Source organism: Litorivivens sp. (genome assembly GCF_057445395.1).
In genome coordinates this window covers 70,056-84,764 of sequence record NZ_JBVBUV010000003.1, presented here as the reverse complement: position 1 = coordinate 84,764, position 14,709 = coordinate 70,056, and the positions used below count along the sequence as shown (strand labels likewise).

Genomic DNA, 14,709 nt, shown 5'->3' with positions numbered 1-14,709 from the left:
AACGCCATGAGTGAATCTGCCAGCCAGCCGCCCCTGAACCCAGGGCAGGTGCAACCGGTCAACCTGCTGGGGATGACCCGCGCCCAGCTGGCAGAGTTTATGGCGTCGCTGGGCGAGAAGCCGTTTCGCGCCCAGCAACTCCTCAAATGGATGCATCATCGCGGTGTAGACGATTTTGAGGAAATGACGGATATGGGCAAGGCGCTTCGGGCCAAGCTCAAAACGGTGGCAGAAATACGGCCGCCGGAGATACTTCGTCAGCTGGATTCCAAAGACGGTACACGCAAGTGGGCGATCGGTGTCGGTGGCGGTAATGTGGTCGAAACCGTGCTGATTCCAGACGGTGAGCGCGCCACATTGTGTGTGTCGTCACAGGTTGGCTGTAGCCTTGATTGCAGTTTTTGCTCCACAGGTAAGCAGGGCTTTCAGCGCGACCTGACAGCGGCTGAAATTATTGGCCAGGTTTGGCAAGCTATTAAATCCTACGATGGCTTTGGGGCAAAAAAACGTATTGTCACCAACGTAGTCATGATGGGTATGGGTGAACCCCTGCTCAATTTCGACAACGTTGTTGCCGCTACCGATTTAATGATGGACGATTTTGGCTATGGCCTGTCCAAGCGGCGAGTGACCCTCAGTACGTCCGGTGTGGTCCCCAAACTGTATGATCTGGCCAAAGTTTCCCAGGTGTCGTTGGCGGTCTCTCTGCATGCGCCCAACGATGCACTGCGCAATGAATTGGTGCCAATCAACAAACGCTATCCCATTGCCGAGTTACTCGAAGCCTGTCGTCACTATATTGACTGTCAGCCTGATATTCATCGGGTTGTAACCGTTGAGTACACGCTCATTGCCGGTGTTAACGACCAGCCCGAGCACGCCCATGAACTGGCGGCTCTACTCAAGGATTTTCCCTGCAAAATTAACCTGATCCCTTTTAACCCCTTTTCACTGTCTGATTACTCACGCCCCAGCAAAAATGCGACGCGACGCTTTTGGGAGATTCTGACCAAGGCGGATTTCGTGACCACAGTGCGAACAACTCGCGGTGATGATATTGATGCAGCGTGCGGTCAGTTGGCCGGTGAAGTGGTAGATCGAACGCGGCGCAATGCGCGCCATGTATTGCGCGCGTCTCAGGGCAAGCAGCCCGGATTGCCAGAAGAAATCAAGGTGATGAATATTCCATGAGTGTGCGTAGTCTGATCCAACCCTGTTTGATTCTGCTTGGTAGCGCTCTGTTGTCCGCCTGTGTGACTACAACCGATTCGCCCTATAGTGACAAGAAAAATGAAGCCAAAGCATTGGAACTGTCATCGCAGTTAGCGCGTACCTACATCCACTCAGGTGAGTGGAATGCAGCCAAACGCCACTTGCGCTACGCGATTGAGACCGATCCAAAAAATGTGGAGGCACACGAGGGCCTCGCGCTGGTGTTTCAGAATACCGGTGAGCTGGAGCTGGCTGAGAAGCACTACCAGTCAGCACTCAAATACGGTTCTGAAAACTCACGGGTTCGGAATAATTACGCGGCCTTCCTCTTTGGTTTGGAGCGCTACAACGAAGCGGCGAAAGAGTTCGAACGTGTCGTTGAAGATGTGCTCTATGAAGGCCGCTTGAATGCCTTCCTCAACTTGGGCCGCTGTTACGAAAAACTTGATAGACCTAAAGACGCGGTGACCACCTACAAGCGCGCCTACTTCATGGATAAGGTCTCAAGGCCAGCGATGCTGGGTCTGGCGCGAAGTAACTACGCGTTGGGTGATTACCCCTCTGCACAGGCTTTCTACGATGAATACCGTCGGCTGTCAGATAAGCAGTCTGCCGCCAGCCTGTGGCTGGGGATTCGACTGGCCGATGTTTTTGGCGATCAGAATACGCATGCAAGTTATGCGTTGGCATTGAAGAATCTGTACCCAAAGTCTCGAGAATATCTGGAATACAAGGCATACCTCGCAGCGCAGAACGGAGGTGATGAAAGTGAGTGATCTTGAACCGGGCAGCAGCCTGCGCGAAGCGCGAGAGGCCGCCGGATTAACCGCGCAGGATGTAGCAGACAGCCTCAATCTATTGGTTTCCCATGTTGAAGCGATTGAAGCCAACGAATTTCAGCGGATGAACGCCGACATATTTGTGCGCGGCTATGTTCGCAGTTATGCACGCTTCCTGAATCTGTCACCCGAGCCTTTGCTGAGAGCAACCGAGCCCTATTTAAAGCCTGCGACTGCCAGAAAGGTAACGCGCGATATTACTGTTCAATCGCCGATCAAGCCCATGCACAAGGTCATCGCATCGCTGGTAGTCGCCGCGCTGCTTTGGCTCGGCGCGAACTGGATATTTGCGCACGCAGACACGGCATACCCTGAATCTGCGAATGCGACAGAACAGCACAACGAGGTCTGAACATGCTGCATGAATCTCCTATCGTCCGTCGCAAGTCCCGTCAGATAATGGTAGGCAATGTGCCGGTTGGGGGTGATGCTCCCATTTCTGTGCAAAGCATGACCAATACCGATACCTGTGACGTGGCGGCGACTGTCGCTCAGATACGGCAGCTTGAAACCGCCTGTGCTGATATTGTTCGGGTTTCCGTGCCTTCGATGGAGGCTGCGGAAGCGTTTCGAGATATACGTGCTCAGGTAAATGTACCGCTGGTTGCCGACATTCATTTTGATTACAAAATCGCGCTGAAAGTTGCCGAGTACGGCGTTGATTGTCTGCGGATTAATCCGGGTAATATTGGTCGCGAGGATCGAGTGCGCGCGGTGATCGACGCGGCGCGAGACAAAAATATCCCTATCCGTATTGGTGTAAATGCCGGCTCGCTGGAAAAAGACCTGCAGCGCAAGTACGGTGAGCCGACGGCCGATGCGCTGGTTGAGTCAGCCATGCGGCATGTCGATATTCTCGATAAGTTTGATTTCCCGAATTTCAAGGTCAGTGTCAAAGCTTCCGACGTGTTTCTGGCCGTGGGTGCGTACCGCAAACTCGCCACGTTGATAGAGCAACCACTGCATCTGGGGATTACCGAAGCCGGCGCACTGCGCGGTGGAACGGTTAAAAGCTCGGTTGGTCTGGGCATGCTGTTGATGGACGGTATCGGCGACACCATTCGGGTATCGCTGGCGGCAGACCCGGTTGAAGAGATCAAGGTTGGCTATGAAATTCTGAAGAGTCTGAAACTTCGCTCAAAAGGCATTAATTTTATTGCTTGCCCGAGCTGTTCGCGCCAGAACTTTGATGTTATCGGCACCATGAATGAGCTGGAAGCCAGATTGGAAGACGTCACTACGCCAGTGAATGTTGCGGTTATCGGTTGCTTCGTCAACGGCCCAGGTGAATCCAAGGAAGTGGAGATCGGTGTAACCGGAGCCAGCCCCAGTAACATGATTTATATCGACGGTAAAACCGATCACAAAGTGCAAAGCGGTGAACTGATTGATCATCTGGAGCATCTGATTCGCGAGCGGGTTGCGAAAAAGCAGGCCGAGGAAAACGACATTATTGTGCGTCAGGCTTGAGTGTCGACGCAGACAAGGATTTAGCACGTTGGCAAAGATTCAATCTATCCGTGGCATGAACGACCTGCTGCCCGAGGACTCCCCACTCTGGCAGTATTTGGAAGGCAAATTGCAACATTTGCTGGCGCGTTACGGCTACAGTGAAATCCGCTTTCCGATATTGGAGCAGACGGAGCTGTTCAAGCGCTCCATTGGCGAAGTCACGGATATTGTCGAAAAGGAAATGTACACCTTCGAGGACCGGAACGGCGATAGTCTGACCTTGCGTCCGGAAGGCACAGCGTCGTGTGTGCGAGCCTGCGAGCAGCACGGTCTGTTATACAATCAGGTGCAGCGTCTATGGTACACCGGCCCCATGTTTCGGCACGAGCGCCCGCAGAAGGGCCGACTGCGCCAGTTTCACCAGGTAGGTGTGGAAGCCTTTGGAATGGTCGGTCCGGATATTGATGCCGAACTGATCGCACTAAGTGCCCGTTTCTGGGAAGAGCTGGGTATCACCGAAGGCTTGACGCTGGAGCTCAATACACTGGGTAGCAGCGATAACCGAAAAGCTTATCGCGAAGCACTGGTGGCCTATCTTGCGCCGCTGAAGGGACAGTTGGATGAGGACAGTCAACGTCGCCTTGAGACTAATCCGCTGCGAATTCTTGACAGCAAAAGTGAACAGACTCAGGCCCTGCTAAGTAATGCGCCAGTATTTGACGATTACCTGGATGAGGCGTCCAAGACGCATTTTGATGGGCTCTGTGCGCGACTCGACGCGCTCGGTATTGCCTACGTGCGCAATCCGAAGCTGGTTCGCGGGCTGGATTATTACGGTCTGACGGTATTTGAATGGACCACCAATCTGTTGGGCGCCCAAGGGACGGTATGTGCCGGTGGTCGGTATGACGGGCTGGTCGAACAGCTCGGTGGTAAAGCCACCCCGGCGGTCGGATTTGCGATGGGACTGGAGCGCCTGTGCCTGTTACTTGACGCAACCGACAATCTGCCGGAGAAAACGGCTCAGGCCGATGTCTATCTGGTAAGCTCCGGCACCCAGGCTGAAATTGCCGCCCTTAAACTGGCGGAACAGCTGCGCGGATCGCTCGATGTAAAGGTGGTGACCCACTGTGGTGGCGGCAGCTTTAAAAGCCAGTTCAAAAAGGCTGACAAATCCGGAGCGTGGCTGGCGGTCGTGATTGGCGAGACAGAAGCCGAGCAGGGCAAAGTACAGCTCAAGTGGCTGCGGGAAACCCGCGAACAACAGGAACTTGGGCAGGGCGAGTTGCTTGCCCTGTTACAACGTGAATTAAATAAAAACTGAATATACACAGAGGTATGAGTGTGGAAACGTATCGCACGGACGAAGAACAGATTGAAGTACTGAAGAATTGGTGGCAGGAGAACGGCAAATCGATTGCGCTGGGTATTGTGGTAGCGATCGGTCTTGTTTTTGGCTGGCAGGGTTGGCAGAAGCAGCAGGACACGCGTAGTGCTGAGGCGGCGGCGACTTATCAAAGCTTGCTGGAAGCGGACGCGGCTGTTGAAAATGACAGCACCAAACTGTCCAGTGCAAAGCACTTTGCCGATACGCTTAAGGCTGAATTTGATGGCAGTACCTATGCTGTTTTCGGCGCGATGTACAAGGCCAAGTATGCAGCTCTGGAAAGCGACTGGCAGACGGCTGAGCAGGAACTGACTTGGGTTGTAGAGCAAAAGCCAGAAGCGCCGTTGTTGCTGCAGGCGAAGGTTCGGCTGGCACATGTGCTGCTTGCGCAGAAGCGATACGAAGATGCACAGCAGGCACTGGCAGGCACCGCACTTGGCAGTTATGCAGCGCTGATTGGCGAGACTCGCGGGGATATCTATCTTGCCCAAGGCGATAAGGCAGCCGCGCTGGCGGCCTATAAAGAAGCCAGAGCTGAGCTGGGCAAGCTGGAAAACGCTTCACCCAACCCCTTGTTGGACATGAAAATCCGCGATCTTGAATCAAGTTCCGAGGATGGAGCCGATACTGAATGAAACCCTTGGCCAGATATCTGATTGTACTGGCGCCGCTTATGCTTGCGGCCTGTGCCGGTACTCCGGAGGAAAACGAACCCGCTGAATTGACAGACTTTGTCATTGAACGCGACGTTGAAAAGTTGTGGTCTGCCGGTATCGGTAAAGGCCAGGGCAAAGGTCTGTACCAGCTGCGTCCAGCGATCGAGGGCGATACCATTTATGCCGTATCGGCTGACGGAAAATTGCAGGCTAGAGACAGCGCGACTGACAAAAAACGTTGGAAGCGCGATCTGGAGCTGGCCGTTAGCGGTGGTGTCGGCATAGACAGCGAGCGCCTTTATTTGGGTACGGCCGAAGGCAAGGTCGTTGCCTATGATCTCAAAGGCGAACAGTTGTGGGAAACACAGCTCAACGGTGAAATACTGGCACCTCCGGTAAGCGATGAGGAGATCGTTGTCGCCCAGACTTATGACGGTCAAGTGGTGGGGCTTGATGCGCTCACCGGCGAAAAACTTTGGGCCTTTGCGGCATCGGTACCTCGGTTGACTCTGCGCGGCACCTCTACGCCGCTGCTCGATGGTCAGACTGTCTATGCCGGCCTGGCCAATGGCCGAGTCGTGGCACTGGATCGAAAGACTGGCGAGCTGCGCTGGGAGCAGCGTGTTGCGGTGCCCAAAGGCAGTACCGAAATCGAGCGACTGTCAGACGTTGATGGCAGCTTGTTACTACACAGCGGCGTGCTGTATGCCGTTGGGTATCAGGGAAAGCTCGTGGCGATTGATGTTCGCAGTGGTCGGCCCCTATGGGAGCGCGATCTGTCCAGCTACAGTGGTGCAGTGGAAGGCTACGGCAATATTTATGTGGCGGACGCGCAGGGCAGTATTCATGCCTTCGAGCAGAACGGGCAGGGCGTTGTCTGGACTCAGACGATCCTGGCGCGCCGTAAATTGACCGAGCCCGCGATTCTCAGTGGCAGCTTAGTAGTGGGTGATTTCGAGGGTTATCTCCACTTTGTGTCACAGATTGACGGTCACCTGGTGTCCCGCGTACGGGTAGACAGTAGTGGTGTACGTGCCCCGATGAGTGTTGCTGATGACAAGCTGTATGTATTCAGCAACGATGGCAAGCTGGTGGCCTACACTTTCGAGCGCGATAAGCCTGGCTTTTTCAAGCGTCTTTTTGGCGCCGACGAATAAATGAGCATGATTCCGGTTGTGGCCCTGGTCGGGCGTCCCAATGTGGGCAAATCGACACTGTTTAATCGGCTGACACGCAGTCGCGATGCCTTGGTGGCAGACTTCCCGGGCCTTACTCGCGATCGCAAGTACGGCGAGGTAACCCATGGGCGCAACCGTTTTATCGCGATTGACACGGGTGGTATTACCGGCGAAGAGGAAGGCATCGACACCGTCATGGCTGAGCAGTCGTTGGCGGCAATCGACGAAGCCGATGCAGTGCTCTTCCTGCTGGATGCGCGCGCAGGCCTGACACCGTCGGACTACGCGCTGGCTGCCAAATTTCGCAGTTCCGGCAAACCCTTCTATTACGTTATCAACAAGGTCGATGGCGTTGACCCCAATACCGCCATCGCCGAGTTTTATGAGCTGGGTGTCGAAAAGCTATACCCGATCACTGCCACTCACGGTCGTGGTGTGCGCTCGCTTCTGGATGAACTTGTTGCCGGGTTTCCCGTTGTCGACGAGGAGCCAGAGGATGAGAAGGCGGCCCGCGGCACCAGAATCGCCATTGTCGGGCGGCCCAACGTTGGTAAATCCACGCTGGTCAATCGCTTGCTGGGCGAAGACCGGGTGGTGGTCTACGATCAGCCGGGCACAACCCGTGACAGTATTTATATTGATTACGAGCGCGACGGCACGCCCTACACGCTGATTGATACGGCCGGGGTGCGACGTCGTAAAAATGTAAAAGAAGTGGTGGAAAAATTCTCCATCGTCAAAACCCTGAAAGCCATTGATGACTCCAATGTAACCATTTTGGTAATGGATGCTCGAGAAGGTGTTGTCGATCAGGATCTGCACCTGTTGGGGCAGGTGGTGGAGTCCGGCCGTGCCCTGGTGCTGGCGGTTAATAAATGGGACGGGCTTGAGCCTGATCACAAAGAACGCGTCAAGTTTGAGCTGGAACGGCGGCTGCAGTTTATTGATTACGCGGAAGTGCACTTTATCTCTGCCTTACACGGCACCGGGGTGGGTCATCTCTATGAGTCGGTGGATAAGGCCTACCATTCGGCCACAGATAAAATGTCCACTCGCCATCTGACGACGATCCTTGAAGGCGCTGTGTTTGATCACGCTCCACCAATGGTCAATGGTCGACGCATAAAACTGCGCTACGCCCACGCCGGCGGACAGAATCCGCCGATTGTCGTGATTCACGGCAATCAGACCGACAAAGTACCATCCAGTTATCAGCGTTACCTGGAAAAGACTTTTCGCCGTCATCTGGACATGGTGGGAACGCCGATTCGTATCGAATTTCGTACCAGTGAAAACCCCTTTGAGGGTAAGAAAAACAAGCTCACTTCTCGCCAAGTGAATCGCAAAAAGCGGTTGATGAAATTTGTGAAGAAGCGAGATTCGAAGAAGAAGCGCGGCAAATAGCCGGTTTTTCTTCGGTTGGCCTCGGCCGAGCTGACCCGATTGGTAAAACCCTATGGCAAAACCCGACCTCGACACACCAGAGCGTATCCGAGACTTCGTGCAAGCCTTCTACGATAAGCTGCTGGTGGACGAACGTCTGGCGCCTATCTTTCTCGATGTGGCCAATGTCGATATTCGAGAACACTTTCCCCGAATCCAAGCTTATTGGGAAAAGCTTCTGCTTGGTGAGAACAATTACAAACGCCACACCATGAATATTCATCGCCAACTCCACGACAAGCGGGAGCTGCGCGGCGCTGATTTTGATCAGTGGCTGGCGTATTTTACCGAAACGGTCGACGAGCACTTCGCGGGCGAGAAGGCTGAGCGGGCGAAACGGGTAGCCGGACAGATTGCCACAAATATGCACAAGGCACTTGAGCGGGAGTCGGGCAAGCCGCTGTAGTCTTTCCACCCTCATCTCGCGCTTTCAATACCCTCTGATCGGATTTGTCACACCGATAGGCCACATTCGGTCATTGAGTTATCCCCCTTCCTGCTCAATACTTGTCCCATGGTCGGCTAACTGCCGGTTTATTACAAAAAGTTTAATTTTTTCAGTGGATTAGAGTCGTTCAATGCGACTCTGATTGTTGTTAATTCAAGCCAGTAAGCAAGGAGACAGGCCTATGTCCGCCCAAGCGGAAGTACTGCAACAGGCGTTTACCCTCGGCTATACCTATACACGCACCACCGGGCCGGTGGTAGGACGTTTTCTCACGGCCCTGCGCGATCGCAAGATCGTCGGGATCAAGGGAAGCGATGGCAAGGTGATTGTACCGCCGATGGAATATGACCCCGTTACCGCTGAGGAACTCAGCGAATTTGTGGACCTGCCGGATACTGGCGTGGTGCGAACTTGGGCCTGGGTTAAGCATCCCCGTGACAAGCACCTTTTGGATCAGCCCTTTGCTTGGGCCCAGATCCAGATCGACGGTTCCGACATCCCCATGATTCACATGGTTGACGCTGGTGACGAATCGAAAATGAGCACCGGCATGAAAGTGAAGGTGCGCTGGGCTGAAGAAACCAAGGGTTTCATCACCGATATCGCCTGCTTTGAGCCAGCTTGAGGAGACTGCCATGAGTGACGCAAACAAAGAGGCGCTGGAGCCGATCACCGGCATCGAATCGCCCGTTTATCTCGACTACAACTTTACCGCCGGCGCGGCGACAGCCCGCTACCTATCCAAGGTCAAAGAGGGCAAGCTTGTAGGGCAACGTTGCCCATCCTGTCGCAATGTCTATATCCCGCCGCGCGGCGCCTGTGCTGCCTGTGGTGTGGCCACGACAGAGGAAGTAGAACTGTCAAACAAGGCAACGGTACAGTCCTTTACCATCGTGCACATACCTATCCCTGGTAACCCCATCAAACCGCCCTATGTTATCGCCAACCTGATACCTGACGGCGCAAACATTTCTTTCCTGCATCTGCTGAGTGAGTGCAAGAACGAAGACGTGCGTATCGGTATGCGAGTAGAGGCCCAGTGGAAAGATCCCAGCGAGTGGACTTTCGCGATGGAAAACATCAAATACTACACGCCGATCGACGAGCCTGATGTACCGGCGGAAGAAATTGGGAGACTGAAAGATGCGTGATATAGCCATTGTCTCTTTTGTTCAGTCGGACTGTGTGCGTGATGCCGGTGCCCTGAACGAAGTGGAACTGATCATGCCGGTTATCCGCAAAGTGCTGGATAACGTGGGCATTCAAAGCGCCCAAGACGTGGACTTTACTTGTTCTGGTTCCTGTGACTACCTGCAGGGTGCCGCCTTTGCCTTCGTGCTGGGTGTGGATGCACTGGGTGCGGTTCCACCGATCAAGGAATCTCATGTTGAAATGGATGCGGCCTGGGCTCTGTACGAAGCAGTGCTGAAAATTCGTATGGGCCAGGCTGATTCTGCCCTGCTTTATGGGTTCGGAAAATCATCTCCCGGTGAGCTGCCAATTGTATTGTCGCAGCAACTCGATCCCTATTACCTGTCTCCGCTTTGGCTGGATACGGTCAGCAGCGCGGCCCTGCAGGCGCGCGCCATGCTCGACAACGGCGATATCACTGAAGCTGACATGGCCGAAGTGGTTGCACGCTCGCGCAAAAACGCCAAATCCAACCCCCACGCCCAACTTAAGGGTGATGTGAGTGTGGATGAATTGCTGGCGGAGCCGACCTATCTGTCTCCCCTGCGCATGCATGACTGCTGTCCGATTTCCGACGGTGCCAGTGCCATGGTTATCGCGACGGTTGAAAAAGCGAAGGAGTGGGGCAAGCCCTACGCCGTGCTGAAGGGTATCGATCATCGTATCGAGTCCCATCACTTTGGTGCCCGAGACCTGACCAAATCTGTATCCACCGAGATTGCCGCCAAGGCAGCTGGTGTGGCCAACGGCCCGGTTGAGGTCGCAGAGCTCTACGCTCCCTTCAGTCACCAGGAAATCATCTTGAAGAAAGCGTTGGGATTGGGTGATGACACCGTGATCAATCCGTCCGGTGGTGTCCTTGCGGGCAACCAGATGATGGCCTCTGGCCTGTCACGGGTTGGTGAAGTGGCCAATCGTATCATCAAGGGTGAAATCAAACGCGGCGTAGCGCATGCGACCTCAGGTCACGCGCTGCAACAGAACCTGGTCGCGGTATTGGAGGGAGAGTAATGGCTGAATTAGCTGCAGTCGTCGGTATTGGCCAGACCAAGTACCAGACCAAACACAAAACAGTATCCATTGCCGGATTGGTACGCGATGCGGCCCTCAAGGCCTTGCAGGATGCGGAACTGACTTGGGACGATATCGACGCGGTTATCGTCGGTAAAGCGCCAGATATGTTTGAAGGCATGATCATGCCTGAGTTGTATCTGACCGACGCGCTAGGCTGTAACGGCAAGCCGATGTTGCGGGTTCACACCGCGGGTTCGGTGGGTGGTTCAACTGCCATCGTCGCTGCATCCTATGTGCAAAGTGGCATGTTTAAGCGCATTCTCACGGTGACCTATGAGAAACAGTCTGAGTCCAACGCCATGTGGGCCTTGTCAAACGCACAGCCGTTTTCGGTTCACCTGAACGCCGGTGCCGGAGGCTTCTTTGCGCCGATTATTCGCGAATACATGCGTCGTACCAACGCGCCGAGCGATGCCGGTATCAAAGTGGCGGTGAAGGATCGTCTGCACGGCGCCCGCAACCCGCTGGCGCATTTGCAACTGCCTAATATCACTATGAAGGAAGTCGAAGACAGCCCCATGCTGTGGGAGCCGCTGCGCTTCTTGGAGTCTTGTCCGTCTTCTGACGGCGCTTGTGCGCTGGTGATTTCAAACGAAGAGCTGGCTAAACAGTCACCGAAAAAACCGGCTTGGATTCGCGGTACTGCAATGCGCTCCGAGCCAACCATGTATGCCGGCCGCGAGGAAGTTAGTCCGCAGGCGGGTATTGATTGTGCCAAGGATGTTTATGCTCAGGCAGGCATTACCAATCCGCGCAAGGATCTGGACTGTGCAGAAGTCTATGTGCCGTTCTCTTGGTACGAGCCCATGTGGCTGGAAAACCTCGGCTTTGCCGAAAAAGGTGAAGGCTGGAAGCTAACCATGGAAGGGGCGACCTCGCTGGATGAAAATGGCGACATCCCCTGGAACTGCTCGGGTGGTGTACTATCCAGTAACCCCATCGGCGCCTCCGGTATGATTCGCTTTGCCGAAGCGGCGCGGCAGGTGCGCGGCGACGCCGGCGATCATCAGGTCGACGGTGCCAAGCTTGCATTGGGCCACGCCTACGGCGGAGGTGCGCAATTCTTTGCCATGTGGGTTGTCGGATCAGAAAAAGCGTAGATATAACGCTCCATCAACCGGCCACGCATGTGGCCGGTGTCAGTTAACGGGAAGGGAAAAATGCAATTCAATCTGGCAGATATGTTTGAAGTGGTGGCGGACAAGGTGCCCGAGCGCGAGGCCTTGGTTTGCGGCGATCACCGCACGACGTTTGGTGAGTTGGACAAGCGCGCGAACCGCATGGCGCATTACCTGAAGTCGCAGGGCGTGAAGTCCGGCGATCATGTGGGTCTTTACATGTATAACTGCAATGAATACATGGAAGCGATGCTGGCTTGCTTCAAAATTCGTGCAGTGCCCATCAACGTCAACTACCGTTACGTCAAAGATGAATTGCTTTATATCTTCGACAATGCCGACATGGTGGCGTGTGTTCACCACCGTGAATTTGCGCCGCATATTGCGGAAATCCGCAGCGCAGCACCAGACCTGAAGACTTTTGTCGCTGTTGATGACGACAGTGGTGCCGACCTGAATACCATCGCAGCCGTTGAGTACGAATCGGCAATGGCTGGTCAGAGCGATGCGCGCGATTTCGAAGAGCGCTCGGGTGATGATTACTTCATCCTCTATACTGGCGGCACCACCGGTATGCCAAAAGGCGTGATGTGGCCGCACAAGAATGTCTTTTTTGCAGCGATGGGCGGTGGCGGGCACTTCTCGCCCAATGGTCCATGCGAAACACCACAAGACATTGCTACCCGCGTAGCCGAAAACCCATTGTGTGGTATTGCGCTGGCGCCGCTGATGCATGGTGCGTCCTGGTGGTACGCGTGTATCCAACTTCTGGCGGGTAATAAACTAGTCTTGAACGATCAGCACTCGCTTAATGGTGAGCACGTCTGGGACTTGTGTGAGCGCGAAAAAGTCAACGCGGTTCAGATTGTTGGCGACGCAATGGCAATTCCGCTGTTGGATGCGTTGGAAGCAAACCCGGGTCGCTGGGAACTGGGTACCATCTTTAATGTAGGGTCAGGCGGCGCGGTCTTCTCAGAAGCCAAGCAGGATGGGTTCCGTAAGCATTTCCCGAATGTCTTTATCACCAACAGTTTTGGCTCGTCTGAAGGCGGTCAGATGGGAATGGATAACGGTCAGAAAAAGTCGGAATCCGGCCTGGGTAATGTAACCCGCACCGAATACATGGACGTCATCATCGACGACGAAACGCCGCGCCGGCACGCTAAACCCGGCGAAACCGGCATTTTTGCCCGCTCTGGTTATATACCCAAGGGCTACTACAACGATCCTGAAAAAACGGCCAAAACCTTTGTCGAGGTTGACGGTAAAACCTGGTTGTTGACAGGCGACGCCGCAAAACTGGAGGAAGACACCTCCATCACAGTGTTTGGTCGTGGTTCGAACTGCATCAACAGTGGTGGTGAGAAAATCTTCCCGGAAGAAGTGGAAAACGCGCTGAAGGCCCACGAAGGTATTTTTGATGCCCTGGTTGTTGCCACGCCAGACGAGCGCTGGGGTAGCAAGGTAACGGCCGTTGTGCAGCTGCGTAGCGGTGTTAGCCTAACGCTTGAGGATGTGAAAGAGCACTGCCGCAAACATATTGCCGGCTATAAAGTGCCTCGCGCCATGCACGTGATTGCGGATATTCCCCGCGCGCCCAGCGGCAAGCCAGATTACAAGACGGCGAAAGCGTTTGCGCTCAGCGGCGAAGGCGCAGTGGCCTGATAGACGCTTAGGCGTATGCCTGTCATACGAATGCTTCGCGACCGGGCTTGCGCAAGACGTAATTGAATAACGATGGAGATTTCCAATGGCTGAACTCGATATCAGCACCAAAAACTGCATTATCGAACAGGAAGGCAAAACCCTGATTGTCACCCTGAACCGTCCGGAGGCAAAAAACGCCTTTAACCCGGAAATGTTGCTTGGAATGTACAAAGCCTGGCGTCGTCTGGACGAGGATGACTCACTGATGTGCGCCATCCTGACGGCTGTTGGCGATACCTTCTGTGCCGGTATGGATCTGAAAGCCGGGCCTGATGGCGACAATGGGGCGTCAGAAGAATTTATGAATCTGATGGGCACTGTACCGAATGTGCACTGGCAAGCTCTATTGCGTGACAATCGTCCAAGCAAACCCCTGATACTCGCTGTTGAAGGCTACGCATTGGCAGGCGGCACTGAGATTCTCGCGGGTACTGACTTGCGTATAGGTTCCGAAGATTCTATCTACGGCGTTACTGAGGTCGCGCGCGGTCTTTATCCGATGGCAGGTTCAAGTATCCGCTTGCCGCGTCAAATTCCGTATTGTCGTGCTGCCGAAATGGTGTTGTTGGGCCGTCACTGCACTGCCCAGGAAGCGTTGGAGTGGGGCTTGATCAATCGCATCGTACCCAAGGGGCAGGCGTTAGCAGAAGCCAAGAAAATGGCTGAAGAGCTGTGCAAAACTGGCCCGCTGGCGCTGAAAGCCATTACCCGCTCATTGCGCGAGCTGCAGACAGATATGGCGGAAGACGAGGCGATGCTGAAATCCGACGAGCTCGCCGGTCCGGTTTTCGCGTCGAAAGATGCGAAAGAGGGAATGCGTGCTTTCAAGGAAAAACGGCCGGCCAACTTTACCGGCGAATAACCCCCTGCGTTGTTGAACGTGAGCGCCTGTTTCGCGAGGAACGGGCGTTTTTTTTAGTTCGCTAAACCCTGGCTCACCGCAAGCGCGCTTTACCGGCTGTTCAGGTGTGGGCGACCGGCCAAGGAGTCAGCGATATAAGAGA

At 54.5% G+C, this 14,709-nt stretch carries 15 protein-coding genes; all 15 read left to right on the top strand.

What is annotated here, in order from left to right:
* The first annotated feature begins 6 nt into the window (after positions 1-6).
* Positions 7-1,191: a dual-specificity RNA methyltransferase RlmN gene (rlmN, locus tag AC222A_RS01905; RefSeq protein WP_372748365.1), complete on the top strand. Its 1,185-nt coding sequence runs from the start codon at positions 7-9 to the stop codon at positions 1,189-1,191.
* Positions 1,188-1,988, top strand: a complete 801-nt coding sequence (pilW, locus tag AC222A_RS01900) for a type IV pilus biogenesis/stability protein PilW (protein ID WP_372748366.1) — start codon at positions 1,188-1,190, stop codon at positions 1,986-1,988. Before rlmN ends, pilW begins: the two co-directional genes overlap by 4 nt.
* A complete protein-coding gene (locus AC222A_RS01895; protein ID WP_372748367.1) occupies positions 1,981-2,403 on the top strand; it encodes a helix-turn-helix domain-containing protein in 423 nt (140 codons plus the stop codon). The genes pilW and AC222A_RS01895 overlap by 8 nt, the downstream gene beginning before the upstream one ends.
* A 2-nt stretch (positions 2,404-2,405) precedes the next feature.
* Complete coding sequence (gene ispG / locus AC222A_RS01890; protein WP_372748368.1) at positions 2,406-3,521, top strand: flavodoxin-dependent (E)-4-hydroxy-3-methylbut-2-enyl-diphosphate synthase; 1,116 nt, start codon at positions 2,406-2,408, stop codon at positions 3,519-3,521.
* Between the two features lie 28 nt (positions 3,522-3,549).
* On the top strand, positions 3,550-4,827 hold the full coding sequence (hisS, locus tag AC222A_RS01885) for a histidine--tRNA ligase (protein WP_372758240.1): 1,278 nt from the start codon (positions 3,550-3,552) through the stop codon (positions 4,825-4,827).
* A gap of 14 nt (positions 4,828-4,841) precedes the next feature.
* Positions 4,842-5,525 (top strand): YfgM family protein, encoded by a 684-nt coding sequence (locus AC222A_RS01880; protein ID WP_486774586.1) that lies wholly within the window; start codon positions 4,842-4,844, stop codon positions 5,523-5,525.
* On the top strand, positions 5,522-6,703 hold the full coding sequence (bamB, locus tag AC222A_RS01875) for an outer membrane protein assembly factor BamB (protein ID WP_486774585.1): 1,182 nt from the start codon (positions 5,522-5,524) through the stop codon (positions 6,701-6,703). The genes AC222A_RS01880 and bamB overlap by 4 nt, the downstream gene beginning before the upstream one ends.
* Before the next feature lie 6 nt (positions 6,704-6,709).
* The gene (gene der / locus AC222A_RS01870; protein WP_372758242.1) at positions 6,710-8,128 is read left to right on the top strand and encodes a ribosome biogenesis GTPase Der; all 1,419 of its coding nucleotides are present in this window, start codon (positions 6,710-6,712) and stop codon (positions 8,126-8,128) included.
* 52 nt (positions 8,129-8,180) lie between these two features.
* On the top strand, positions 8,181-8,573 hold the full coding sequence (locus AC222A_RS01865; RefSeq protein ID WP_372748981.1) for a group III truncated hemoglobin: 393 nt from the start codon (positions 8,181-8,183) through the stop codon (positions 8,571-8,573).
* A gap of 223 nt (positions 8,574-8,796) precedes the next feature.
* Complete coding sequence (locus AC222A_RS01860) at positions 8,797-9,240, top strand: Zn-ribbon domain-containing OB-fold protein (RefSeq protein WP_372748980.1); 444 nt, start codon at positions 8,797-8,799, stop codon at positions 9,238-9,240.
* A gap of 10 nt (positions 9,241-9,250) precedes the next feature.
* Positions 9,251-9,766, top strand: coding sequence for a Zn-ribbon domain-containing OB-fold protein (locus tag AC222A_RS01855; protein ID WP_372748979.1), 516 nt, complete (start codon positions 9,251-9,253; stop codon positions 9,764-9,766).
* Positions 9,759-10,817 (top strand): thiolase domain-containing protein, encoded by a 1,059-nt coding sequence (locus tag AC222A_RS01850; protein ID WP_372748978.1) that lies wholly within the window; start codon positions 9,759-9,761, stop codon positions 10,815-10,817. The genes AC222A_RS01855 and AC222A_RS01850 overlap by 8 nt, the downstream gene beginning before the upstream one ends.
* Positions 10,817-11,980 (top strand): thiolase domain-containing protein, encoded by a 1,164-nt coding sequence (locus tag AC222A_RS01845; protein WP_372748977.1) that lies wholly within the window; start codon positions 10,817-10,819, stop codon positions 11,978-11,980. Before AC222A_RS01850 ends, AC222A_RS01845 begins: the two co-directional genes overlap by 1 nt.
* Before the next feature lie 60 nt (positions 11,981-12,040).
* Entirely contained in the window at positions 12,041-13,663 is a 1,623-nt protein-coding gene (locus tag AC222A_RS01840; RefSeq protein ID WP_372748976.1) for an acyl-CoA synthetase, read from the top strand.
* An 85-nt stretch (positions 13,664-13,748) separates the two neighbouring features.
* On the top strand, positions 13,749-14,567 hold the full coding sequence (locus tag AC222A_RS01835) for a crotonase/enoyl-CoA hydratase family protein (protein WP_372758237.1): 819 nt from the start codon (positions 13,749-13,751) through the stop codon (positions 14,565-14,567).
* Positions 14,568-14,709 lie beyond the last annotated feature (142 nt).

What these genes read in the sequence shown, in the direction of transcription:
- der (WP_372758242.1), top strand. Translation starts at nt 6,710, where the DNA reads ATGATTCCGGTTGTGGCCCTGGTCGGGCGTCCCAATGTGGGCAAATCG.
- bamB (WP_486774585.1), top strand. Translation starts at nt 5,522, where the DNA reads ATGAAACCCTTGGCCAGATATCTGATTGTACTGGCGCCGCTTATGCTT.
- AC222A_RS01840 (WP_372748976.1), top strand. Translation starts at nt 12,041, where the DNA reads ATGCAATTCAATCTGGCAGATATGTTTGAAGTGGTGGCGGACAAGGTG.
- ispG (WP_372748368.1), top strand. Translation starts at nt 2,406, where the DNA reads ATGCTGCATGAATCTCCTATCGTCCGTCGCAAGTCCCGTCAGATAATG.
- AC222A_RS01860 (WP_372748980.1), top strand. Translation starts at nt 8,797, where the DNA reads ATGTCCGCCCAAGCGGAAGTACTGCAACAGGCGTTTACCCTCGGCTAT.
- pilW (WP_372748366.1), top strand. Translation starts at nt 1,188, where the DNA reads ATGAGTGTGCGTAGTCTGATCCAACCCTGTTTGATTCTGCTTGGTAGC.
- AC222A_RS01865 (WP_372748981.1), top strand. Translation starts at nt 8,181, where the DNA reads ATGGCAAAACCCGACCTCGACACACCAGAGCGTATCCGAGACTTCGTG.
- AC222A_RS01880 (WP_486774586.1), top strand. Translation starts at nt 4,842, where the DNA reads ATGAGTGTGGAAACGTATCGCACGGACGAAGAACAGATTGAAGTACTG.
- AC222A_RS01850 (WP_372748978.1), top strand. Translation starts at nt 9,759, where the DNA reads ATGCGTGATATAGCCATTGTCTCTTTTGTTCAGTCGGACTGTGTGCGT.
- AC222A_RS01845 (WP_372748977.1), top strand. Translation starts at nt 10,817, where the DNA reads ATGGCTGAATTAGCTGCAGTCGTCGGTATTGGCCAGACCAAGTACCAG.
- rlmN (WP_372748365.1), top strand. Translation starts at nt 7, where the DNA reads ATGAGTGAATCTGCCAGCCAGCCGCCCCTGAACCCAGGGCAGGTGCAA.
- AC222A_RS01835 (WP_372758237.1), top strand. Translation starts at nt 13,749, where the DNA reads ATGGCTGAACTCGATATCAGCACCAAAAACTGCATTATCGAACAGGAA.
- AC222A_RS01855 (WP_372748979.1), top strand. Translation starts at nt 9,251, where the DNA reads ATGAGTGACGCAAACAAAGAGGCGCTGGAGCCGATCACCGGCATCGAA.